Here is a 21,210-nt window from a genome sequence, read left to right on the forward strand (position 1 = left end):
GAAACTGCGCAGAAAGATCGGAGTAGCGTGATGGACCTGATCACCCAATGGCTCTCCTGGATGCCCAACCTCACCCCAGGACTCGGAGTCAGCCTCCAACTCACCGGCCTGTCCCTGCTCTTCGGCTTCCCCTTCGGACTCCTGCTCGCCGTCATGGCCGAAGCCAAACTCAAACCCCTGCAATGGATCAGCTTCCTCTTCGTCGAAGTCGGCCGCGGCCTGCCCGCCCTGGTCCTGCTCTACCTGCTCTACTTCAGCCTCCCCGACGCCGGAATCACCCTCACCTCCCTGACCACCGCCATCATCGCCCTGACCTGGAACACCGGCGCCTACGCCTCCGAATACTTCCGCGCAGGCATCGCCTCCGTCCCCCTCGGACAAAAAGAAGCAGCCCTCACCACCGGCCTGCGCGGCTGGACCGGGTTCCGGCTCATCATCCTCCCCCAAGCCCTCCGCATCTCCACCCCACCCCTGGCCGGCCTCGCCGTCCTCGTCTTCCAAGGCTCCGCCCTCGCGTTCGTCATCGCCGTCCCCGAACTCATGTCCAAAGCCTTCGAAATCGGCTCCATCACCTTCGAATACCTCTCCGTCTACACCCTCACCGCCATCATCTACGGGTCCCTCACCCTCGTCTTCCTCGGCGCCGTCAAACTCCTCGAAAACCGCCTCGGCCGCCACCTCCAACGCAACTGACACCCGCATCGCAACCCACCGTTTCGCACCAGCCCACCCCGGGGTCACAACCCCAGCAAAAGAAAGAGTCACCATGTCGCGAACAACCCGTTCCCTCGTGCGCGTACTTTCGGCCGGCACCGCCGCCGGCCTGGTCGCCCTCTCCCTCGCAGCCTGCGGAGGCGGCGGTGACACGTCCGCCGGCTCGGGCGACTGCACCCCGGCCCACAAGGACCTGAAGACCCTCACGCAGGGCGAACTCACCGTGGCCAGCTACGACTACGCCCCGGCCACCATCCTGAACGGCGACACCGTCACAGGCATGGAAGGGGACCTCATCGCCGAAATTGCCAAGATGGAGTGCCTGAAGGTCACCGTCAGCACCTCGGGCGGCGCAGGCGCAGTCATTCCCTCCGTGCAGTCCAAGCGCGTGGACATCGGATCGGGCAACTGGCTCCGTACCAAGGAACGCACCAAGATCGTCTACCTGAGCACCCCGCTCTGGAGCGACCCGCAGGCCATCGTGTCCAAGACCGGCCTCACCAGCGACGACCTGCAGGGCAAGAAGATCGGCTCCGTGGCGGGCAACCTCTGGAACGACTCCATGCAGAAGTGGCTCGGCGACAACTTCAAGATCTACCAGGATGACGAGTCCATCTACGGCGACCTCAAGGCCGGCCGCATCGACGCCCTGGTGGCCTCCGCAGCCTCCGCCAAGTACCGCTTCAAGGACGCCCCCATCGAAGGCGCCACCGTGGTGGACGTGAAGCCGAATGCGAACGTCCCGCAGTTCGCGACTGTAGGCCAGGTCATGCTGCCGTCCGCGTTGGACAATGACACCCTCGGCAAGGCCCTGGACGAGGACATCAAGAAGCTCCGTGAAAACGGCACCATCAAGTCGATCCTCGAGAAGTACGGAATCGACCCCTCCGTCGGCGAGCCGGGCGAACCCAGCCTCCTCTGACATCAGGCGCCAGAACAAAAACAAAAGGAACGACGCCGGGCAACCGCCCGGCGTCGTTCCTTTTGTTCCGGCGAAAAACAGCGGTCAGGACTTGGAGCCGGTGACGGCAAGCGTCCCGCCGAGCCCGATCATCATGACGCCGCCGGCGCCGGAGAGCGTGGAGATCCGGCGGGGCGACTTGGCAAACCACGCGCGCGCTGTCCCGGCGGCGAGGGCCCACACACTATCGCAGGCGAGGGCAAGGCCCTGGAAGATCAGTCCGAGGAACAGAAGCTGGGCCCAGACAGCGCCGGCAGTTGGGTCGACAAACTGGGGAAGGACGGCCACGAAGAACGCGATGGTCTTCGGGTTGGAGATTCCCACGATGAATCCCTGCCGAAGAAGTTTCCATGAGGAGGACGGGGCGCGCGGAGAACTGCGTGCGTGATCGTGCCGATGGCGGATCGCCTGAATCCCCAGGTATGCGAGATAGATCGCACCCGCGATCTTGATGACAGTGAACGCGAGCACGGACGATGCTACGATCGCGCCCACCCCAAAAGCCACGGCGAACACAGCGGGCACCGTGCCGAGGGCGTTTCCGAGCACGCTCAGCAGGCCTGCCCGACGTCCCAGGGCGATCGAGCGCCCAATAACGAAGAGCACGCTTGGGCCGGGAACCACGATGATGAGCACCGATGCGAGGGCGAACGCAAGGAGGTTATCGATGGGGACCATGAAGGCACACTACTCCTGATCTGCCACGAAAAAAGCGTGCACCCCGGGTTTATCCGGGATGCACGCTTTATGGTTCGGGACGGAATCGGCCGCGGTTGTACATCACATGCTTGGTGCGGGAGAAGTCCTCAAGGGCGTAGATGGACAGGTCGCGGCCGTAGCCGGAGCCCTTGAAGCCGCCCCACGGAACCTCGTTGGCGATGACCAGGTGCGAGTTCACCCACACGGTGCCGAAGTCGAGCTGGCGCGGTACGGTCAACGTGCGCTGCGCATTGTTGGTCCACACCGACGCCGCCAGGCCGTACACGGTCTCATTGGCGCGGGTGACGGCTTCCTCATCCGTGCTGAACGTTTCCACGGAAACCACCGGCCCGAAGATCTCGGTGTATGTGATCGGGGAACCGGCAGGCACATCGGTCACCACGGTGGGTTCAATAAAGTAGCCCGGTCCCTCGAGGGCGTTGCCGCCGACGGCGATGGTGTGGCCGTCCTTGCGGACATCCTCCAGCGCCGCAAGGACCCGCTCATAGTGCGATTTGGAGATCATGGAGCCGATTTCGGCGTCGGCCCCGGGAGCACCTACGGTGATGGCGCTGATTTCCTTCACCAGAAGTTCGGTGAACTTCTCCGCAACGGACTCGTGCACCAGCACGCGGCAAGCAGAGCCGCATTCCTGGCCACCGTTCCAGAAGCCGGCAGAACGGACACCTTCGGCAGCCGCCTGCAGGTCGGCGTCGTCGAACACCACAACAGGTGCCTTGCCGCCGAGCTCGAGGTGGACGCGCTTGACCGTCGAAGCGGCGTTGGCGGCCACCTTCTGGCCGCTGCCGACGCTGCCGGTGATGGCCACGAGGTCGACGTCGGGGTGCTCGGACAGGCGGTTGCCCACCACCCGGCCGGGGCCGGTGACAATATTGACGACGCCGGCAGGAACCTCGCCCGCGATCAGCTCAGCGAGCTTCAGCGTGGTCAGCGGTGTCTGCTCCGAGGGCTTGAGTACCAAGGTGTTGCCCGCAGCGAGGATCGGTGCGATCTTCCAGACAGCCATCAGCAACGGGTAGTTCCAGGGGGTGATCACACCCACCACGCCCACCGGCTCGCGGAACACCACGGACGTGTGGTTTTCCGCGTAGTCTCCCGCGCCCAGCGCGGTGAAGGCACGGGCTGCACCGGCGGAGAACCGGAAGGTATCGATGGCGCTGGAGATGTCATCCTCAGCCACGGCAGCGGGCTTGCCCGTGTTGGCAGCCTCCAGGTTTTCCAGGAGCTCACGGTTTTCCTCAACGATGTCCGCGATCCGAAGCAGGATCGTGGAGCGGTCCTTCGGCGTCTTCGCTGCCCACTCCGCCTTCGCTGCGACGGCAGCCGCCACGGCGGCGTCGACGTCTTCCAGGGAGCCGGCCGGCACCTGGGTGATGGTTTCCTCGGTAGCCGGATTGACGACGTCGACCGTTTCCTCAGAGGTGGAGGGCACGAAACTGCCGCCGATGAACTGGCCAAAGGGCGGAAGCGACGGGGCCGGGAAGACGCCCCCGCGACGGACAGTGAACAAGGATGTTTCTGTGGTTGTCATGATGTGCTCAATTCCTTTGCGTTGGGGCTACTTGACGGCAGCGGCGGACTTTTCTTTTTCGTGTTCCCAGAAGTCGGCTCCCTCGATGCCCAAGGCCTTCGGATCGAAGGTGGGATCCAAGCCGAGCTTCCGTTGGCGTTCGTAGTCCCGGTAGATCTTGCGGACCAGCGGGAACAGGAACACCAGGCAGATGAGGTTCACCCAGGCGATGAGGCCCAAGCCGATGTCGCCCGCGGCCCAGATGAGCTTTGCATTGACGATCGACCCGATGAACACGATGCCCATGGTTCCGATCTTCAGGACGTTCTTCCAACCAGTCCCCGTCCGGCCGTCCAGCAGGTACAGGAGGTTGGAGTTGGCCACGTAGAAGTAGGCCAGGAGGCAGGTGAACCCGAAGAGCAAGACCGCGACGGCGACGAAGCCGGCGCCCCAGCCCGGGAGCATCGTATCGATGGCTTCCTGGACCCAGTTGGCTCCAGGGGGAACGCCCGGGAGGTTGTTCGCCAGGAAGCCACCAGCGCCGTCGGAGACGTTGTACTTGCCCGAAACCACCATCATCAAGCCGGTAGCCATGCAGATCAGCAGCACGTCGATGTAGATGCTGAAGGTCTGGACCAGGCCCTGCTTGCCGGGGTGTGAGGTGCGAGCAGCAGCTGCCGCGAACGTGGCCTCGCCGAGGCCGTTCGAGGAAGCGAAGACCGCACGGCGTACGCCCCAGGCCACGGCTGCACCGGCGATGCCACCCATAACGGGGTGGATGCCGACGGCCGACTGGAAGATCAGGACAACTGCATCCGGGACCTTGTCCACGTTGATGGCGATGACCGCCAAAGCCAGCAGCAGGTAACCGATGGCCAGGACAGGGACCAGTCCCTGCGTGACCTTGACGACGCGGGTGGTGCCGCCAATGATCACCAGGCCAATCAACACCGTCACCAGGATCGCCGGAGCCCAGGTGGGCAGGCTGAAGGCCTTCTCGGCGCTGGCAGCAATCGTGTTCACCTGCAGGCCGGGGAAGACGAATCCGTACCCGATCACGCCGAGGACTGCGACGATCGCGCCGACTTTCGGGAGCTTCAGGCCGTACTTGATGTAGTACGGCATGCCGCCGATGTCCTCGTTGGCCTTTTTGCGGTCCTCATCAAGGACCTGGCGCTTGAAGGCCTGGGACAGTGCGGCTTCCGCGTAGCCGACGGTGCAGCCAACCAGGCCGGTGACAGCCATCCAGATCAGGGCGCCGGGGCCGCCGGCACTGACGGCAGTGGCGACACCGGCGATGCTGCCCACGCCAACACGGCTGGCCAAGGCGAGGACCAAGGCCTGGAAGGAGGACAAACCGCCGTCGCCGTGTTCGGACTCCTTGAGCTGGCGCAGCATGTCCGGAATCCGCCGGAACTGGATGCCCTTGGTGGCCACCGAGTAGGCGATGCCCAGTCCAAGAACAACGTAGGCCATGGGCGCCCAGATCGCGTCGGAAACGCCTGACAAGAACTCCGCGAAGTCGAAGTCACCCATGCGTTATCCGATGTTCTGCTTGATCGAGGCCAACTTCGCCAACGCCTGCTCCACCTTGGCGAGCTGCTCGGCGTCGAGGTCTGCCGTGGGGCGCTTCGGCGATCCCGCAGGGAGGCCCTGCAGGGTGAGGCCGGCCTTGACGGCGGGGATGAACGGCGAGGACAGCAGGGCGTCGATGACGGGGTAGACGGCGTTCCACAGTTCGCGGGCACCGGCAAGGTCGCCTTCGTTGATCCGGCGGGTGACGGCAACAATCTCGTCAGGAACCACGTTGGCCGTGCCGGCCATGACGCCTGCTGCGCCTTCGACCAGGGCGCTGTAGAGGTACGCGTCCCAGCCGATGAAGGTGCCGATCACATCGCTGTGGTGGTGGATGAGCTGGAGTGCCTGCTCCCAGTTGGCGCTGGAGTCCTTGATGTAGAGGATGTTTTCCACTTCCTCGGCAAGGGAGCGCACGGTTGCCGGGTCCAGGTTGACGCCGGTAACCGGAGGGATGTTGTAGAGCATCACAGGGATGCTCACGGAGCGTGCGACGTCCTTGATGTAGGTGACGGTCTCTTCGAGGGTCAGCGGCTCGTAGTAGGGCGTGATGAGCATCAGCACGTCTGCGCCCAGCTGTTCGGCAGCCTTTGAGAGACGGATTGCCTCGGCCGTGGAGGTGGCACCGGTGTTGGCGATCACCGGGACGCGGCCATTGGCCTGCTCGATGACCGTCTTGATCAGGAGCAGGCGCTCCTCCGAGGACAGGGCCCCGACTTCACCGGTGGAGCCGGCCGCGACGACGCCGTCGACGCCGGCATCAATGGAGCGGTCCACAATCTTGCGCAGGGTTTCGACGTCGATCGTCTCGTCCTGGTTGAAGGGGGTGGAGAGAGCGGTCAGAACGCCGCGAAGTTCCTTGGACATGGATTCCTCGTTTCAGTACGTGTGTTGTGGGTATTCAGGGGGTTCAGGCGACGACCGAGAGGCCTGTTGCCGGGGGTGCCTGGCGGTGGGTGGCGAGCACGCTGGCTGCTTCCTGTGCGGCAGAGAAGCCGGTGGTGATGGAGCTTTCGGTGTAGAGCGTGCCCAGGTAGTCGCCGGCCAGGAAGACGCGATTGGTGCCGCGCATCAGGGTTGACTGGAGCTTGGCGCGGCCCGGGAAGCAATACGGGGATGCCACCCGCCAGCGGTCGGTCTGGGCTTCAACCACGCTGTCGGCGAAGCCGCCGCCCAGCACCTGGTCGAGGTCTGCGAGGTGGGTCTTGATGACCTCGTCGTCGCTCTTGTCCAGGAGGGCCTTGCCGAGCGCCGCCGGGGAGAACGTCATGAAGCTGCCGCCCGGCTTGCGGACGGTCTCCGTGCCACGGACAATGCTGGCCTGGTTCAGGGCGATGGCGAAAGAACGCTTGGGAGCCGCGATGGCGTAGATGTCATCCCAGGGACGTGCCGAGGTCTCGTTGGTCAGGAAGGCAGTGCTGACGTGCGGGCCGTACTTGATCTGGCTCAGTGCGCCGCGGAGTTCCTCGGGCAGGTCCACGCCGATCTTGTTGGAGACATCCGCCGTGGTTGCGAGAACCACTGTGCGGGCTTCCACTTCCCGGTCCACTCCGCCCTGGGTGTAACGGACCACTACGGAATCCTGCTTGTGGACTACCTCGTTGACGGTGGCACCCAGCTGGACCCGGTCACCCAGTGCCGCGGCAATGGATTCGGTGAGGGTGGACGGGCCGCCCACGATGCCCTGGCTCAGTCCCTGTCCGATTCCCAGGACCAGGCTGAAGTAGCCGATGCCCGCACCTGCGGAAATCTGGTCCATGTCCCCGGCGGAGCGGGTCACAGTGGTCTTGAACAACGCCGCAGCATCCTCGGACAAATCGCCAATGAAGTCCTGGAACGAGGCGGAGTTCTCGAAGTCGTAGATGCGCTGCTGGCGCATGGCACCGGATTCTCCGGCGCGCTTGCGGACCACGCCCGTGTACTTGGCCACTCCGCTGACAACCTTCATGCCGGCCTTCAGCGTGTCAAAGCGGGAGGACAGGGACATCGGAATACGGAACGGGTAGGTGGCGATGTGCCCCTTCTTGATGAACTTCCCGTTCATGGACAAAGCCTGGAGCGAACCGGGAATCTGCACCGCGGTGACGCCAACCTCGTTGAGCAGGGAGTCCGTGGAGGAACCGGCACCAGCGAAGACGTGGCCGCCCCAGTTCAACCAGTAGTTTCCGCGGCGTTCAGAGCGAATGCGGCCACCAACGCGGTGTTCCGACTCGAGCACCAGGGTGTCCCAGTGCCGCAACCGCCACGCTGCCGAGAGACCAGCGAGACCGCCGCCGACAATAACTACGTCTTTCATGAGCTTGAACTTCCTTGTTGGGGGATCACGGTGCGCGGACCCTTGTGCTGTCTTCCTCGGCAGCTGGAGATCGGTTCCGCCAGTTCCTGGAGAGGTTTCTATGAGGTGCATCCCAGAGCCTTGTGCGCCTGGTCACATATAAAAGATACATCATTGTATGATTAATGCAATAGGTCTTTTGGGTAAAAAAATCCCCGCCAAGCGCGCGGGGCGCTGGCGGGGATGTCTGCGGAGAGGGTTACCGCTTCAGCGAGATCAACTTCCATGGCAGCCTGGCTGGCGTGCCCGAAGCGATGTCCAACGAGAGATCCACGCGTTCCATGTCCTCCTCCAGAAGCAGTGTGCCGGAGGCGATTCCAGCATCATTGGAAGCGATAACGCGACCATTCGGACCCAGGAGGATGACGGAAGGATCCCGGAGTTTCAGCGCGCGAAGGAACACGCCTTCGAGTTTTGCGAGGGCAAGGTCGCAGCCCAGGACGTGCGTCCCCTGCGGCGTTGGTGCGGGCGCACTGAGCGTGATGAGGTTGACGTTGATCCCGCCGATGTCCACATACGGTCCCACCGCCACGGAGTGGCCACTCTCCGACGGAGCCGTGAACCACTCCCGGCTGGTGTAGTCGTAATAATTCAGCGACTCCGAGTTGAGGTCGTGCGTCACGAACCGGGGTTCTCCCGCCCCTTGGCCAGCCCGCCACCATTCCAGCCAGAGATGCGCCTCGGGGAGGCTGCCGGGTGCGTACGCAATCCCGGCACCGCCAATGAGCGCAGAGTGACTGCTGATGAAAGCCGCAAACTCCGCCTTCAAGTAGGAGTAGGCGCTGCGGCGGGGAGTACCCGGCGCCGATGCGGCTACCGCGGAAACCGACGCCGCAATTTCTTCAAGGCTCTCAAAGACTCCGCCGACACTGGTGGAGATTGCCTGCGCGGTTCGCTGGAGGGTTTCATGTACAACCGTCACGTCATGCACTTCCGTCGGACTCCATCGTCAATCTCAGGTGCTGGGCTATCAGATACTCGGTCTCGGTCCGGGAATGGCGCTCGGCAGCGGCCCCCGCGCGGTCAGCATCACGGTCACGGATCGCGTCCAGGATGGCCTCGTGCTGTTCAACCAGCGCTTCCAGATGCCCGGCTTCCTCGGGGTGGCCCCACCAGAGGGTCATCAGTTCGGCCTCCAATTGGAGGGAAGCCGACGTCAGCCGGCTCGATTGCGCCGCCACACTGATGGCCACATGGAAACGGCTGTCCAGGCGGCGCTGGGTCCGCGCATCCTTGGCATCCCGATGGCGTTGTACCAACTCGTCAAGATGGGCCACATTTTGAGCGTCGGCGCGGCTGGCCGCCAGCCTGGCAGACATGGAGGAAACCGCAGCCCCGAGATCGCCCAGGTCGCGAAGCGATTCCGTGCTGGCCTCCTTGAGTTTCCGCTGGAGCTGGGTGTCCGTCAACTCGATCTGGCCCCGGATGACGCTGCCCCCACTGCGTCCACGGCTCGTTTCGATCAGGCCCTTGGTCCGCAACGCCGCCAGCGACTGGCGCAAGGTGATCGGTGAAATGCCAAGCTCCGCCGCGAGCACAGATTCCGTGGGAAGCCGGTCGCCTTCCGTCAGGATTCCCATGAGGATGGCGGTTTCAATCTGGTAGGACACCTGGTCTGCCCGGCCAAGACCTTCGGGCTCACTGCCACGCAACAGGAGCAGCAGGTCAAGGGCACGGGTCGAGAGCGCCGTACTCTCCATGAACAGACCCTCCTTTGGCCGATTAGGGGCGGCAAGGGCAATGGCCCATTCGCTATTTCCTTGAATCTTTTCACATTTACCGGAGGTACGTAAGCGTTCACATTATCCCCCGCGCACGCCGACCCGGCGCCAGCCGGTACATTGAGTTCCTGAGCCTAAATCGGAACGGGGTGAGCAGCTCATCGAATCTTTGGCCGACCTCGCCTACAGGGTGATCGCGGACCGGATCATCACGCTGGACATCCGCCCCAATGAGGCCATCAACGAGTCCCAGCTATCCAAGGAAATGCAGATGGGCCGCACCCCCATCCGCGAGGCGCTCAGCAAGCTCGAGAGCGAACGGCTCGTCGTCACGCAGCCACGGAAGGGCTCCTTCGCCGCTCCCATCAACCTGACCGACCTGTTCGAAGTGGCCCAGATCCGCCAGGCATTGGAGCCATTGGCGGCGGGGCTGGCCGCAGGAAACATCCGTCCCGACGGAGCCAATAAGCTGCAGGAGCTCCTTCCCCTCCTCGATTCCCTGGACAGCCGGACGGTGGACCAAAACGAGTTGATGCGCCTGAACCTGGCCGTGCACCATCTGATCTACGAGATCGCCGGCAACGTCCACCTCGCGGATACGCTGGTCCGCTACGCCCACCTCTCCACCCGCATCTGGTCACAGATCCTCGAGCGACGCCCGCCAGTCGTGGAGCAGACCCGGGAATTGGCCGGCATCGCCCGCGCGATCATCGCCAAGGATTCCGCACTGAGCCAGTCACTGATGGACGACCACGTGCACCATTTCAACGAGTTCGTCGCGAGCCAGAGGTAACACTGGATTAACCATTGACCGTGTGGTGGATCACATCTTAGTCTTTGATATATCAACTGTCGTCAGGCTGTTGACAACAACACGGGCCATCACTCGCCCGCATGTCAAAGGAGCTCAATGGACATCCAAGTCGCCATTGATGAAGCGCGTTTCACGCGGTTCCACAAGAAACTTGTCGCCGCCTGCATGGGCGGCCCCATTCTGGACGGCTACATCCTCAGCATCATCGCCATCGCCCTCATCGGCATTTCCGCCGACTTCAACACCAGCGCCCTCGAAACCAGCCTCATCGGTGCGTCAGCGCTGGTGGGCATCTTCCTTGGAGCCGTCTTCCTGGGCCCGCTGACTGACCGCATCGGCCGGCAGCTCATGTACACCATCGACCTGTGGGTCCTGGTCATCGGTTCGGTCCTGCAGTTCTTCGTCCAGGACCCCACCCAGCTCATCATCGCCCGCTTCATCATGGGCCTGGCCATCGGCGCCGACTACCCGATCGCCAACTCCCTGCTGGCCGAATGGCTGCCGCGAAAGCGCCGCGGCCAAATGCTCGGCGTCCTCCAGGTGGGCTGGTTCATCGGCGCAGCCTTGGCATCCCTGGTGGGCTACGCCATGTTCGAACTCTTCGGCGGCGAGTCCTGGCGTTGGATGCTCGTTTCGTCCGCATTCCTGGGCGCCATCGTCCTCCTCGTCCGACTGGGCACCCCCGAATCTCCCCGGTGGCTCCTCCATCATGGCCGGACCAAAGAAGCAAAGGCCTCCCTCCGGGCAGCCCTCGCAGACCAGCTCAGCGTTGAGCACCTGGTCTTCGAGTCGGAAGCCAAGCCCGCCACGGAAACCGGCAAGGTCAACCTCCGGGTCCTCCTCCAGCGTCCCTACCTCAAGCGCATCATCTTCTGCAGCGGCTTCTACACCCTGCAGGTGGGTCCGCTGTTCGCGATCTACACCTTCGGCCCCACCATCCTTGCGTCCTTCGGACTCGGCCACGGCAACGCCTCCAATCTGGGCTCGGTGGTGATCGACCTCGTCTTCCTGGCCGGCTGCATCCCTGCCCTCAAACTGATCGAGACGTGGGGCCGCCGCCCGCTCATCATCTGGTGCTTCGCCCTGATGGCCATCCCGCTGTTCATCCTCGGTTTCGCACCGTCGGCTCCGGTGGGCGTCATCATTGCCTGCTTCTGTGCCTACGCTCTTTTCTCCGGCGGACCGAGCATTCTCGAATGGGCCTACCCGAGCGAGTTGTTCCCCACCAATGTCCGGGCGAGCGCCGTCGGCATCACTACCGCTGCCAGCAGGATCGGCGCCGCGCTGGGCACCTTCGGGCTTCCTTTCGCGATCGACGCCTGGGGCATTGGCCCCACGATGGTGATCGCTGCCGTAGTCACCGCCGCCGGATTCTTCCTCTGCCTCTTCCTTGCTGAGGAGACCCGCGGCATGACGCTGGCCCAAGCCGGCGGCGAGCCAACAACACAGCCCGGCGGCGAGCCCACAGCCCAGCCCGGCGGCGAGCCCACAGCCCAGCCCGGTGGCGAGCCCACTGCCGAGGAGAAGGCGCCGGTCCGGGAAACCGTCTAGTTCCTCCACTTCGCGGGTCCGCTGCACCTTCGCTGTTCATTTACGGCGTCGTGGGTAGTGGACCCGCGCTTTCGCGTTGCGGCGGCTACAACCTCGCCAGCCGCGTGGCCAGATGCAGCGCCACGAGCCGGCCTGTACCGCGCGGGTCTCCGCCACACAGCTCAAAGATCCGCTGCAGGCGATGGTGCATGGATTGTCGCTCCAGATGCATCTCACGCGCCGCCTGGGCTGTGTTGCAGCCGGAATCGAGCCATACGGTCAGCGTCGCCAGGAGCCCGGATCGCCTCAAGCGGTCATGCTCGACGACGGCGCCCAACTGCCGCTGCACGAACCCTTCGCGAATGGCCGGGTCCAGGGACGCGCCCGCGAGCAGTTCCACAGCGTAGGCCTCCGCATCCGCCACGCCAGCGACGAGGAAAGGCAGGTCGAGCGTCCGCCTCGCCTCCGCGAGCGACCACGGCGCATTCTCGATCCCCATCCCGAGCGGCCCCACGGAAAGCGCCGAGCCCCCAGGCACCTCCAGGGCACGCAGCCCTTCGAGCAGCGCATTCCGGGCAGCCCTGGCGTCGCCTGGCAGGGCCGCGAGAGCGATCAGCTCAGCATTGTCCGCATAGCTCGCGCTGTGCGCGACGCATCGGTTCAGCACCTCGTCCACGGCGGAACGCAGGTGCCCGGCACCCGACGTACGGATCACGACGGCGGCCACCGCACCGTCCGCAGGGAAGCCCGCGGCCGGACCGAGTTGCTGCAGTTGCCACGGCTGGCTTCCGGATTTGATGGCGCGCATGAGTTCGGTCCCGGCAAGTTCCTTCAAGCCCGGCGGCATGCGCTGCATGAGGGCCAGCCCCAGGATGTCCACGGACCGCTCCCCCGCCACGCGCGCCAAGCCGCTGTCGCCGTCGTCGGGCACGTGCAGCTCAAGGCGGGCCGCCAGGACGCCCCGCACCGGCACATCCACGGAGGTGACGGAGCCGACGTCGTCCGTCGCCAGCGAACCGGCAGCGCCCAGTGTCAGGCCCGACGGCGATACCAGCCTCGCGCCCACCCCGGCCTTTTCTGCCAAAACGGCGAGCAATTGGTCCAGCCCGCCGCCGTGGGCGAGCTCAGCCGCCATCGCGTGGCTGGCCTGGTCGCCGCGCTGCAGTTGCTCCACCGATTCACTGACAAGGAGCGAATTGATTTCCTGCATGACTCCAACGAACGGGACCACTTGGCGCAACTCGATGACGGGAAGCCCTGCCGCCTGGGCCTCGTCCAGCATCGCTTGCGGGACGCCGGGCAGGGCCGGTCCTGTCTCCAGTGCGAGCGCCGAGATTCCCCGTGCCGCCAAGTCGCGGACGTACCCTGCTTGGCGCTCCGCTGTGACTCCTGCGAGCGCCTGCCCGCCACTGAGGAGCAGTTCGCCGCCGTTCAGGAGGGGTGCGATGTCCAGGACTTCGCTGGAGTGGACCCAGCGTACGGGACGGTCCAACGCTCCGGGGACCTCGTTGAGGAGCAGAGGTTCGGCGGCTTTGAGGCTGGAGTAGGTGAGCGCTTCACCCAGCAGAACTGACATGACACTCCGTCACTCTTGATGGAATTCCTTTAGACACATCGTATCTTGTTGCTGTGATGTGGCGCACATAATCTGAGAGTGTCCCTTTCACACACGGAGGCTCTCCCATGCAAGACAACCTCTCCCCCGCGCACTCGGAACCAGTAAACCCTGGCCAGGCGCAGTCAGGTCCGGCAACGGCGCCGGGCCACGACAGCGAAGCCTGGCTCCAACCCATTCCCGAAGCAGACCGCACCCGCAGGGTCTCCGGGCAATTCTGGATCTGGGCCGGCGCCAACCTCGCGCCCATCAACTGGGTGCTCGGAGCCCTCGGCATCCACTTGGGCCTGGGCTTCGCGGACACCGTGACCGTCCTGGTGCTGGGCAACCTCATTGGCATGCTGTTGTTCGGATGCTTTGTCCTCCTGGGCCAGAAAACCGGGGCCACTGGCATGGTCCTTGCCCGCGCCGCATTCGGCCGACGCGGCAACTACCTCCCGGCGGCCATCCAGGCACTCCTGGTGATCGGCTGGTGCGCGGTCAACACGTGGATCATCCTGGACCTGGTCATGGCCCTCTTCGGAACCCTTGGGTGGGTGGATCCCGCTGCCCACAACTACGGATGGAAGATCGGCGTCGCCACGGCAATCATGGCCGCACAGGTGGCCATCGCCTGGTTCGGCTACAAGGCCATCGCGGCCTTCGAGCGCTGGACCGTTCCGCCCACCATCCTCATCCTCGCCGTCATGTCCGCCGTGGCCTGGTTCGGAATGAAGATCGATTGGGGCTACGCCGGGCCTGCCGGCAACATCCTGACGGGATCGGACCGGATTGCCGCCATGAGTGCGGTCATGACGGCCATCGGCATCGGCTGGGGCATCACATGGTTCACCTACGCCGCCGACTACTCCCGTTTCGTCAGCACCTCGGTCCCCAAGCGCAAGGTCTACCTCGCATCGGTCCTGGGCCAGTTCATCCCCGTGGTGTGGCTCGGCGTCCTCGGCGCCAGCCTGGCCACGAACAGCGGCGAAATAGACCCCGGCAAGTTGATCGTGCAGAACTTCGGCGTCCTGGCACTCCCTGTCCTCCTCATGGTGCTGCACGGACCCATTGCCACCAACATCCTCAATATCTACACGTTCTCCGTAGCTACCCAGGCCCTGGACATCAACATCAACCGGCGCAAGCTGAACCTCTTCGTGGGCGTCTTCTCCTTGGCGGCCGTCATCTTCTTCATCTTCCAAGAGGACTTCGCCGCCGTGCTGGATGCCTGGCTCATCGGCCTGGTTGCTTGGGTTGCCGCATGGGGCGGCGTGATGCTGGTGCACTACTTCTGGCTCGAGAAGCGCTGGCCGGCCAAAGTGGAGCGCCTTTTCGATCCCGTCGGCACCCACCGACTGCCCGTGGTCAATTGGGCCGGCATCGTTTCCCTCCTCGCAGGCATCTTCGCCACCTGGCTCTTCATGTACGGCCTGATCCCCATCATGCAGGGACCCATCGCCGTTGCCCTGGGCGGCTGGGACCTGTCCTGGCTGGCCGGTGGCCTGACCAGCGCCGCCGCCTACGCCTTCCTGGGACCGAAGGCCCACCGGAAGTTCCTGCTGGCAGATTCCAACCACGTCTCAGCCACCCAGCCCGCGCCGGCTTCCACGCCGGAACCGGCAGCCTGACTATCGCGAAGGACACCTCATGAACAAGCCCGCATTCGCAGACTCCCTGCATCCGATCGCCTGGCCGGAAGGCTTCAGGGCCGCCGCCTCGTTCACCTTCGACGTGGACGCCGAATCCTGCACCATCGCCCACGACCCCACCAGCACCCGACGTATGTCGCTCATGAGCCACCAGTCCTACGGCCCACGGATCGCCGTGCCGCGATTGCTGCAGATCCTGGACCGCCAGGACATCAAGGCCACGTTCTTCATCCCCGGATTCACGGCGGAGAGCTACCCGGACATCGTCCGCCGGATCGCCGACGCCGGCCACGAAATCGCCCACCACGGATACCTGCACGAGCCCATGCAAGGCATCGACGCCGCGACGGAAGCCAGCTACCTCGATCGCGGACTGGAGGCGTTGAACAAGGTTGCCGGAGTCCGGCCCCTCGGCTATCGGGCTCCCTGGTGGGAGCTCAACTGGCACACCCCGGCGCTGCTGGCGGACCGCGGCTTCCTTTATGATTCGAGCCTGCTCGACGGCGATGCCCCCTACCGCCTGGCCGTCGCCGATGGCGGCTCCCGGGGCGACAGTAACTCGCGGGACATCGGTGACTCCCGGGACATCGTGGAGATTCCCGTCGACTGGGCACTGGACGACTGGGAGCAATACGGCTTCTACCCTGGCGTCACCGGCAGCGGTGTGATCGAGAGCCCTGCCAAGGCCTTGGAAATGTGGACGCTTGAAGCCGAAGCCCACCATGCCCAGGGCAGTTGCTTCGTCCTGACCAACCACCCCTTCATTTCCGGAAGGCCGTCCAGGGCAGTCGCGTTGGAGCAATTGATCGAGCGGGTCAAAGGTCTCGACGGCATGTGGGTCACCACCCTCGCTGAGATCGCTGCCCACACCAAGGCCACAGTCCAGGAGATCCACACTCTCGCAAGGATCGACATACCGCTGTTCCCCGGGGCCGGGGCGACGTTCCGCCCGGCCCAGGTCAAGGTTCCGGCACTCGGCTAGACGAATCAACGCAGTGCGGAACGCCACGCAGCCGCGCACGAACACCCGATTCCAACCACCCTTCACCTCGATGCCCCGTCTGGCATCGGGGTGAAGCGGTCAACCGTTGCCAGGGGGACGGCCTCCTGGAAGTAGCCGGGAAGTGGTGGGGGCATGGAGGTGTAACGGTGGCCGGTGGGTGTCTGTATTTCGAAGGGTTGGCCGGACAGGACTGTTTGCTTTCGCTCGGTGGACTGGCCGGCCCTGCGTGGCTGAAGCGACTGCCTTGCACCACCCGCCGGGGCTGCGCCACCCGCCGGAGCTGCCCCACCCGCCGGAGCTGTCAGGTCCACCTTGTGCGCATCGTGGAGTCGCTTGGTGTTCCAGCCGGGGTTTTCTTTGGTGTGGTTGCACGCTTCGCAGAGCCCTGCGCCGTTGGCCAGGGTGGTCTTTCCACCGGAGCGCCAGGCCAGGACATGGTCGTAGTGGCGGATGGGCGCGTCGCAGTACGGTGTGCGGCAGGTGTCATCACGGGTCTGGATGAACCTGCGCATCCCCTGGGGGAACAACCTGGCCTTGGAATCGGTGGCCAGCAGCTCATTGGTTCCCGGCGCCGTGTACAGCCGCCGGACCCACACGTCGAAATCCGTCGGAAGGCCTGAGGCATGACCGGAATCCGGTTCACTCACGGCAGCCACGGGCGACCCGGCCGACCCGGATGGCCCGCGTGGCCTGTCGCCGATCGCTTCCTGCCAGTCGTCTGCAGCCCTGCCGCTGGCCGTTTCCTGCCCGGCACGTGTTGCCGGGTCGCCGCCCGCCACCTGACGGGCGCGTGTGGCCGGGTCGCTGTCGGCGCCGTGCTTGATCAGGGTCCTGGCCCAGCCGGCCGGGACGATGCCGTAGCCCTTCAACCTCGCCGGTTCACTATCACCCTGCAACAACGTCCGATCCGTCATCACCACTTCCACGTGCACCCCAGCGACACCACCCGGGGCCCCGGTCAGCCGCTCCACCAAAGTATCGGCCATCACCTACCCCTTGGACCGCGCATCACCGGCAGAGCGGGCCGACCCCGCGGCCCGGGTCAGCGCCGCATACGCCGCCACCCCCTGCGCCACCGGCAACAACGCCGTCAAATACGTCATCGTGTCCGGCGCAGGACGCAACCCCACCGTCCGCTCATTCACCGCATACGCCGCCCGCCGGGTCACCGAGGCCGGATCCCGCCGATACGACGCAGCCTTCACCAACGCCACCATCCGCCGGTCACCGGCACCGTCGAACGTGCCCGTATCCGCAGCCAACTCCTCATCCACCGCGCACCGGTCCTCCACCGACAAACACGCCGTTTCCCGCACCAACAACGTTGCCCGCCACTCGTTCAACTGCCCGGTCTCCAACGCAGCCAACGTCCGCGGCATCTCCGTCACGAGTGCTTTCGCCAACCCCAACAACCGGGCCCCCTTGTTCGGGGACTCACGCCGCGCCAATGCCACCTGCGCCCCCACACCCTTACCCCGCTCCGAGGCCGGAACCCCCGCCGCGGCCTGCTCCCGGCGTTGGGCCAGATCAAACGCCACAGCCACCCTCGCCTGCGCCGCCGACACCGCCGACTTCACATCCTCCAAACCCCGCAACTGATCCACCAACGCCCCGCTGTCGCCCGCGGGCTCAAGCGCACCAACAACTGCGATCAAATCCGCAATCGACCAGCCCGCAGCCAGAGGGCGTTCCACAGACGCATGACCGGAGGCACCAGCAACCCCGGCAGCGCCACCAACACCACCACCCACCTGCCCCGAAAACCCGTCCATACCCCCACTCTTCCAGCGCAGGAACGCCGGAATAAGGCCTCAATTGCCCTATGTGGAAAACCCCACGAAGCAGCCTCAAGCCCCAACGAGAAGTAGTGACGCCATCCTTCTCTCCGGGCCGGGCCGGGCCGGTCGTGGCTGGTACTGACAGCCAAACCTCTGGATAGTTGTCCCTGATGTAGGTGCATACAGTTCCCTTGCTGCCAACAGCAGTTGGGCCTCCACGGACAGTCAGTCCGGTTTGGCTGGGATCCGAGAAAAGTCAGGTCACCGCATTGACCCACACGCCGATCACCCACGTACTCGCCGCTGCGCAGGCCAGGGCGAACTCCACCAGGATGCCGATGCCGGTTGCCTTGAGGGCAGCGAGGCTCGATCGGACCGCTGAGCGGAAGTCCCGGGTCCGCGCAAATTCGCTCAACAACAGGCCGAGCGCGAAGCCAACAAAGAGTCCCACGACAGGAATGACGAACATCCCCACGACGCCCACGATCACACCCACCAGGACAGATCGGTTGGGAATCCCGTGCTGCTTCAGCTTGCGTCCAGTCAACACAGCACTGGCCGCCATCCCCGCGACGACGAACACCAAGCCGATGCCAAACACCACCCAGCCCAGCGTGCCCGCGCCGCCCCAAATGGCCCACGCCAGCAGGCTCACACCAATGAGAATGCTGCCCGGCAGGACAGGGATGATGGTTCCCGCGACACCAACAGCAATCGCCAAGCCGCACAGGATGGTCACGATCACTTCGGCATTCATGGCCCCAGTGTAGGTCCGGTGTGCGGCCCCGCCAGAAGCAACGCGGGGTCATTTACGGCCCATTCCGCCGACAAACATGGGCCGTAAATGACCCCGCGTTGGAAAAGAAACGACGGCGACGCCCCCGGAAAGGGAGCGTCGCCGTCGTCGTTCTTGCGTCAGTAGCCGCTACTTGGTGACGGCTGCGGCCACAGCCGCGGTGACGGCGGGTGCCACGCGGGCATCCAGCGGGCTCGGCACGATGTAGTCCGCAGAGAGATCTTCCGCGGCGAGCTCGGCGATGGCACGGGCAGCCGCGATCTTCATCTCCGAGGTGATGCGGCGGGCGCCGGCATCCAGGGCACCGCGGAAGATGCCCGGGAAGGCCAGCACGTTGTTGATCTGGTTGGGGAAGTCGCTGCGGCCGGTGGCAACAACGGCCGCGTGCTTGCGGGCAACCTCGGGCAGGACCTCGGGGTCCGGGTTGGACAGCGCGAAGACAATCGACTGATCGCTCATCAGCTTCAGGTGCTCTTCGGCGAGCTTCGAGGAGGAAACGCCAACGAAGACGTCCGCGCCGGTGAGGGCCTCAGCCGGTCCGCCGGTAACTCCACGGGGGTTGGTTCGCTGGGCGAATCGGGCCTTGACGCTGCCGGAGTCCGCAACGAGGTCCGCCCGGTCCGCGCTGATGACGCCCTTGGAATCGAGCAGGATGACGTCCTCGACACCCACAGCCAGCAGAATCTCGGCGATCGCGATGCCTGCCGCACCGGCGCCGGAAACAACAACCTTCAAGCCTTCGATGGCGCGGTTGGTCACCTTGGCGGCATTGGTCAAGGCCGCAAGGACAACGACGGCGGTGCCGTGCTGGTCATCGTGCATGACAGGCACATCCAGGGCTTCGATGAGCCGCTCTTCGAGCTCGAAGCAGCGCGGTGCCGAGATGTCCTCGAGGTTCACTGCGCCGAAGCTCGGGCGGAGACGGACCAGGGTCTCGATGATCTCGTCAACGTCGGTGGTGTTGAGCACCAGCGGGATGGAGTCGAGGTCGCCAAAGGTCTTGAACAGAGCAGACTTGCCCTCCATAACCGGGAGGGAGGCGCTGGGGCCGATGTTGCCCAAGCCCAGGACAGCGGTGCCGTCGCTGACCACAACAACCAGGCGCTCGGCCCAGGTGTGGGTGCGGGCAAGCTTGGGGTCTGCGTGGATGGCCCGGCTGACCTGCGCAACGCCGGGGGTGTACGCGATGGATAGGTCGCGCTTGTCGTTCAGGGGTACCGTGCTGGAAACGGTCAGCTTGCCGCCCTCGTGGGCTTTGAAGATTTCTTCTTCAGTCAGGACCAGGTTCTCAGTGGCTTCAGTTGTCTCAATGGACACGTCTTTGTCTCCTCAGGCTAGCCGTGGACCCACGGCGTGATGAATGGCAGGAACAGAACTGCGGGTTCGGGCCAAGGGTGGCTGGCCCGGCGGTGAGTCTGCAGGTATGGGCTGCTAGCCGCTTCGGTATTTCCAGCCTAGGGAAGCCAAGAGGGTACAAGATTCAATACCTAAAGAGATGATTCGAGAGTAAAACGTTCAACCTGTCAAATATGTGACTCAGCTCACGCTAATTTGGGCACTTTTGGTACCCATCGGTCTAGACCACCACCTCAGATACCGCCCTCAAGGGGTCTCGGCCCGCCCAACATGAGGCAGAATGACGTCCGTGGCCGAACGCATGATGGTTCCAACGTCCCGAGGCCGGTGGAGATAGTCAACGTGCCTGGAAACCAGCCCTACGTCCTCTTCTTCCCCGGCGGGCACTGCTCAGCCGTGAGCGACTGCGGTTGGAGCCTCTACACGGATCGCGGCCTCGGGGTCCTCTCCTTCTCGCGGCCCGGCTACGGCGCCACCGACGTCGGTGACCTCACCGCGGGCGAGTTCGCGCCGTTGGTACGGGAAGTGTGCCTTGGCCAGGGGATTACCAACCCTGTGGTGGTTGGCGTTTCCTTCGGAGGACTTCAGGCGATGGCCGTGGCCGGCGACGACGGCATCGAGGCGCAGCGCCTGGTGCTTCACAGCTGCGCCCCATCCACGTTGCCGTATCCGGACTCGCGCGCGGAGACGCTGATGGGGCCGGTGGTTTTCTCCCCATGGGCGGAGATGCTCACGTGGTCGCTGGTCAGGCTCATGGTCCGGACGGACACCGGCCTGGGCCTGATGATGGCCCAGTTGTCCCGCCTGCCGCGCCGCACACTGATGGGCATGCTGGCACCAGCGGATAAAGCCGAGGCCCGGCGGTTCTTCGGGACCATGCGATCCGGCCGGGGCTTCACCAACGACCTCACGCAGGCGAAGCCCGAACGCTCGGCATCCCGCCGCGCCCTCATCACGGGCGTGCGATGTCCCACGCTGGTGACGGCATCCCGCCTGGACGCCGGGGTGGCCTTTGAACATGCCGGGGATCTCGCATCGCGGCTGCCGAACGCCACGCTGGTGGAATTGGATTCGCCCTCCCACCTGCTGTGGATTGGACCCGGCAAAGAGAAAGCAGCGCAGGCCATCCGACAGTTCCTTAGCCGCTGACC

At 64.6% G+C, this 21,210-nt stretch carries 17 protein-coding genes and 2 pseudogenes; 7 read left to right on the forward strand and 12 right to left on the reverse strand.

All coding sequences use genetic code 11. The features are described 5' to 3' along the window. Together ACIQT2_RS15035 and ACIQT2_RS15040 are read left to right on the forward strand one after the other, a co-directional pair. A partial coding sequence (locus tag ACIQT2_RS15035) for an amino acid ABC transporter permease (RefSeq protein ID WP_402947872.1) occupies positions 1 to 693 on the forward strand: 693 nt, incomplete at its 5' end. Positions 694 to 766: 73 nt separating this feature from the next. Further along, a complete protein-coding gene (locus ACIQT2_RS15040; protein WP_400333487.1) occupies positions 767 to 1,636 on the forward strand; it encodes a substrate-binding periplasmic protein in 870 nt (289 codons plus the stop codon). Positions 1,637 to 1,720: 84 nt separating this feature from the next. Here the strand turns inward: ACIQT2_RS15040 and ACIQT2_RS15045 are convergent, their stop codons facing one another. The 7 genes from ACIQT2_RS15045 to ACIQT2_RS15075 all read right to left on the reverse strand — a co-directional run bounded on the left by ACIQT2_RS15045 (position 1,721) and on the right by ACIQT2_RS15075 (position 9,515). After that, positions 1,721 to 2,353, reverse strand: a complete 633-nt coding sequence (locus ACIQT2_RS15045; RefSeq protein WP_402947875.1) for a LysE family translocator — start codon at positions 2,351 to 2,353, stop codon at positions 1,721 to 1,723. 67 nt (positions 2,354 to 2,420) lie between these two features. Beyond that, the gene (locus ACIQT2_RS15050) at positions 2,421 to 3,926 is read right to left on the reverse strand and encodes an aldehyde dehydrogenase family protein (protein ID WP_402947877.1); all 1,506 of its coding nucleotides are present in this window, start codon (positions 3,924 to 3,926) and stop codon (positions 2,421 to 2,423) included. A gap of 27 nt (positions 3,927 to 3,953) precedes the next feature. Beyond that, positions 3,954 to 5,441 (reverse strand): alanine/glycine:cation symporter family protein, encoded by a 1,488-nt coding sequence (locus ACIQT2_RS15055; protein WP_402947880.1) that lies wholly within the window; start codon positions 5,439 to 5,441, stop codon positions 3,954 to 3,956. A gap of 3 nt (positions 5,442 to 5,444) precedes the next feature. Next, the gene (gene dapA, locus ACIQT2_RS15060; protein ID WP_402947883.1) at positions 5,445 to 6,347 is read right to left on the reverse strand and encodes a 4-hydroxy-tetrahydrodipicolinate synthase; all 903 of its coding nucleotides are present in this window, start codon (positions 6,345 to 6,347) and stop codon (positions 5,445 to 5,447) included. A gap of 43 nt (positions 6,348 to 6,390) precedes the next feature. Next, entirely contained in the window at positions 6,391 to 7,776 is a 1,386-nt protein-coding gene (locus ACIQT2_RS15065; RefSeq protein ID WP_400333473.1) for a protoporphyrinogen/coproporphyrinogen oxidase, read from the reverse strand. A 238-nt stretch (positions 7,777 to 8,014) separates the two neighbouring features. Beyond that, positions 8,015 to 8,737 (reverse strand): hypothetical protein, encoded by a 723-nt coding sequence (locus tag ACIQT2_RS15070; protein ID WP_402947886.1) that lies wholly within the window; start codon positions 8,735 to 8,737, stop codon positions 8,015 to 8,017. A gap of 1 nt (position 8,738) precedes the next feature. Beyond that, positions 8,739 to 9,515: a FadR/GntR family transcriptional regulator gene (locus tag ACIQT2_RS15075; protein ID WP_402947889.1), complete on the reverse strand. Its 777-nt coding sequence runs from the start codon at positions 9,513 to 9,515 to the stop codon at positions 8,739 to 8,741. Positions 9,516 to 9,705: 190 nt separating this feature from the next. Here ACIQT2_RS15075 and ACIQT2_RS15080 point away from each other — a divergent pair, with 190 nt between their 5' ends. Both ACIQT2_RS15080 and ACIQT2_RS15085 read left to right on the forward strand, forming a co-directional pair. Then, on the forward strand, positions 9,706 to 10,329 hold the full coding sequence (locus tag ACIQT2_RS15080; protein WP_400333465.1) for a GntR family transcriptional regulator: 624 nt from the start codon (positions 9,706 to 9,708) through the stop codon (positions 10,327 to 10,329). Positions 10,330 to 10,446: 117 nt separating this feature from the next. Then, positions 10,447 to 11,901, forward strand: coding sequence for an MFS transporter (locus ACIQT2_RS15085; RefSeq protein WP_402947891.1), 1,455 nt, complete (start codon positions 10,447 to 10,449; stop codon positions 11,899 to 11,901). 85 nt (positions 11,902 to 11,986) lie between these two features. Here ACIQT2_RS15085 and ACIQT2_RS15090 read toward each other — a convergent pair whose 3' ends face one another. Next, the gene (locus tag ACIQT2_RS15090; RefSeq protein WP_402947894.1) at positions 11,987 to 13,456 is read right to left on the reverse strand and encodes a PucR family transcriptional regulator; all 1,470 of its coding nucleotides are present in this window, start codon (positions 13,454 to 13,456) and stop codon (positions 11,987 to 11,989) included. A gap of 107 nt (positions 13,457 to 13,563) precedes the next feature. Here ACIQT2_RS15090 and ACIQT2_RS15095 point away from each other — a divergent pair, with 107 nt between their 5' ends. Beyond that, positions 13,564 to 15,105: a purine-cytosine permease family protein gene (locus ACIQT2_RS15095; RefSeq protein WP_402947896.1), complete on the forward strand. Its 1,542-nt coding sequence runs from the start codon at positions 13,564 to 13,566 to the stop codon at positions 15,103 to 15,105. A gap of 19 nt (positions 15,106 to 15,124) precedes the next feature. Next, entirely contained in the window at positions 15,125 to 16,108 is a 984-nt protein-coding gene (locus ACIQT2_RS15100) for a polysaccharide deacetylase (RefSeq protein ID WP_402947899.1), read from the forward strand. A 62-nt stretch (positions 16,109 to 16,170) separates the two neighbouring features. Here the strand turns inward: ACIQT2_RS15100 and ACIQT2_RS15105 are convergent. The 4 genes and pseudogenes from ACIQT2_RS15105 to ACIQT2_RS15120 form a co-directional block, all read right to left on the reverse strand. Then, positions 16,171 to 17,901: pseudogene (locus tag ACIQT2_RS15105) on the reverse strand (HNH endonuclease). Between the two features lie 97 nt (positions 17,902 to 17,998). Then, positions 17,999 to 18,136, reverse strand: a pseudogene (locus ACIQT2_RS15110) (guanylate kinase); the annotation flags it as partial. Positions 18,137 to 18,163: 27 nt separating this feature from the next. Beyond that, positions 18,164 to 18,664, reverse strand: a complete 501-nt coding sequence (locus tag ACIQT2_RS15115) for a DUF456 domain-containing protein (RefSeq protein ID WP_402947901.1) — start codon at positions 18,662 to 18,664, stop codon at positions 18,164 to 18,166. A gap of 168 nt (positions 18,665 to 18,832) precedes the next feature. Beyond that, positions 18,833 to 20,020, reverse strand: coding sequence for an NADP-dependent malic enzyme (locus tag ACIQT2_RS15120; RefSeq protein WP_402947903.1), 1,188 nt, complete (start codon positions 20,018 to 20,020; stop codon positions 18,833 to 18,835). Between the two features lie 381 nt (positions 20,021 to 20,401). Here ACIQT2_RS15120 and ACIQT2_RS15125 point away from each other — a divergent pair, with 381 nt between their 5' ends. Beyond that, positions 20,402 to 21,208: an alpha/beta fold hydrolase gene (locus ACIQT2_RS15125; RefSeq protein WP_402947906.1), complete on the forward strand. Its 807-nt coding sequence runs from the start codon at positions 20,402 to 20,404 to the stop codon at positions 21,206 to 21,208. Positions 21,209 to 21,210 lie beyond the last annotated feature (2 nt).

The sequence above is a fragment of the Paenarthrobacter sp. NPDC090522 genome (assembly GCF_044769225.1).
Classification (GTDB): Bacteria; Actinomycetota; Actinomycetes; order Actinomycetales; family Micrococcaceae; genus Arthrobacter.

What these genes read in the sequence shown, in the direction of transcription:
- ACIQT2_RS15040 (WP_400333487.1), top strand. Translation starts at nt 767, where the DNA reads ATGTCGCGAACAACCCGTTCCCTCGTGCGCGTACTTTCGGCCGGCACC.
- ACIQT2_RS15100 (WP_402947899.1), top strand. Translation starts at nt 15,125, where the DNA reads ATGAACAAGCCCGCATTCGCAGACTCCCTGCATCCGATCGCCTGGCCG.
- ACIQT2_RS15045 (WP_402947875.1), bottom strand. Translation starts at nt 2,353, where the DNA reads ATGGTCCCCATCGATAACCTCCTTGCGTTCGCCCTCGCATCGGTGCTC.
- ACIQT2_RS15090 (WP_402947894.1), bottom strand. Translation starts at nt 13,456, where the DNA reads ATGTCAGTTCTGCTGGGTGAAGCGCTCACCTACTCCAGCCTCAAAGCC.
- ACIQT2_RS15050 (WP_402947877.1), bottom strand. Translation starts at nt 3,926, where the DNA reads ATGACAACCACAGAAACATCCTTGTTCACTGTCCGTCGCGGGGGCGTC.
- ACIQT2_RS15115 (WP_402947901.1), bottom strand. Translation starts at nt 18,664, where the DNA reads ATGAATGCCGAAGTGATCGTGACCATCCTGTGCGGCTTGGCGATTGCT.
- ACIQT2_RS15095 (WP_402947896.1), top strand. Translation starts at nt 13,564, where the DNA reads ATGCAAGACAACCTCTCCCCCGCGCACTCGGAACCAGTAAACCCTGGC.
- dapA (WP_402947883.1), bottom strand. Translation starts at nt 6,347, where the DNA reads ATGTCCAAGGAACTTCGCGGCGTTCTGACCGCTCTCTCCACCCCCTTC.
- ACIQT2_RS15075 (WP_402947889.1), bottom strand. Translation starts at nt 9,515, where the DNA reads ATGGAGAGTACGGCGCTCTCGACCCGTGCCCTTGACCTGCTGCTCCTG.
- ACIQT2_RS15065 (WP_400333473.1), bottom strand. Translation starts at nt 7,776, where the DNA reads ATGAAAGACGTAGTTATTGTCGGCGGCGGTCTCGCTGGTCTCTCGGCA.
- ACIQT2_RS15055 (WP_402947880.1), bottom strand. Translation starts at nt 5,441, where the DNA reads ATGGGTGACTTCGACTTCGCGGAGTTCTTGTCAGGCGTTTCCGACGCG.
- ACIQT2_RS15085 (WP_402947891.1), top strand. Translation starts at nt 10,447, where the DNA reads ATGGACATCCAAGTCGCCATTGATGAAGCGCGTTTCACGCGGTTCCAC.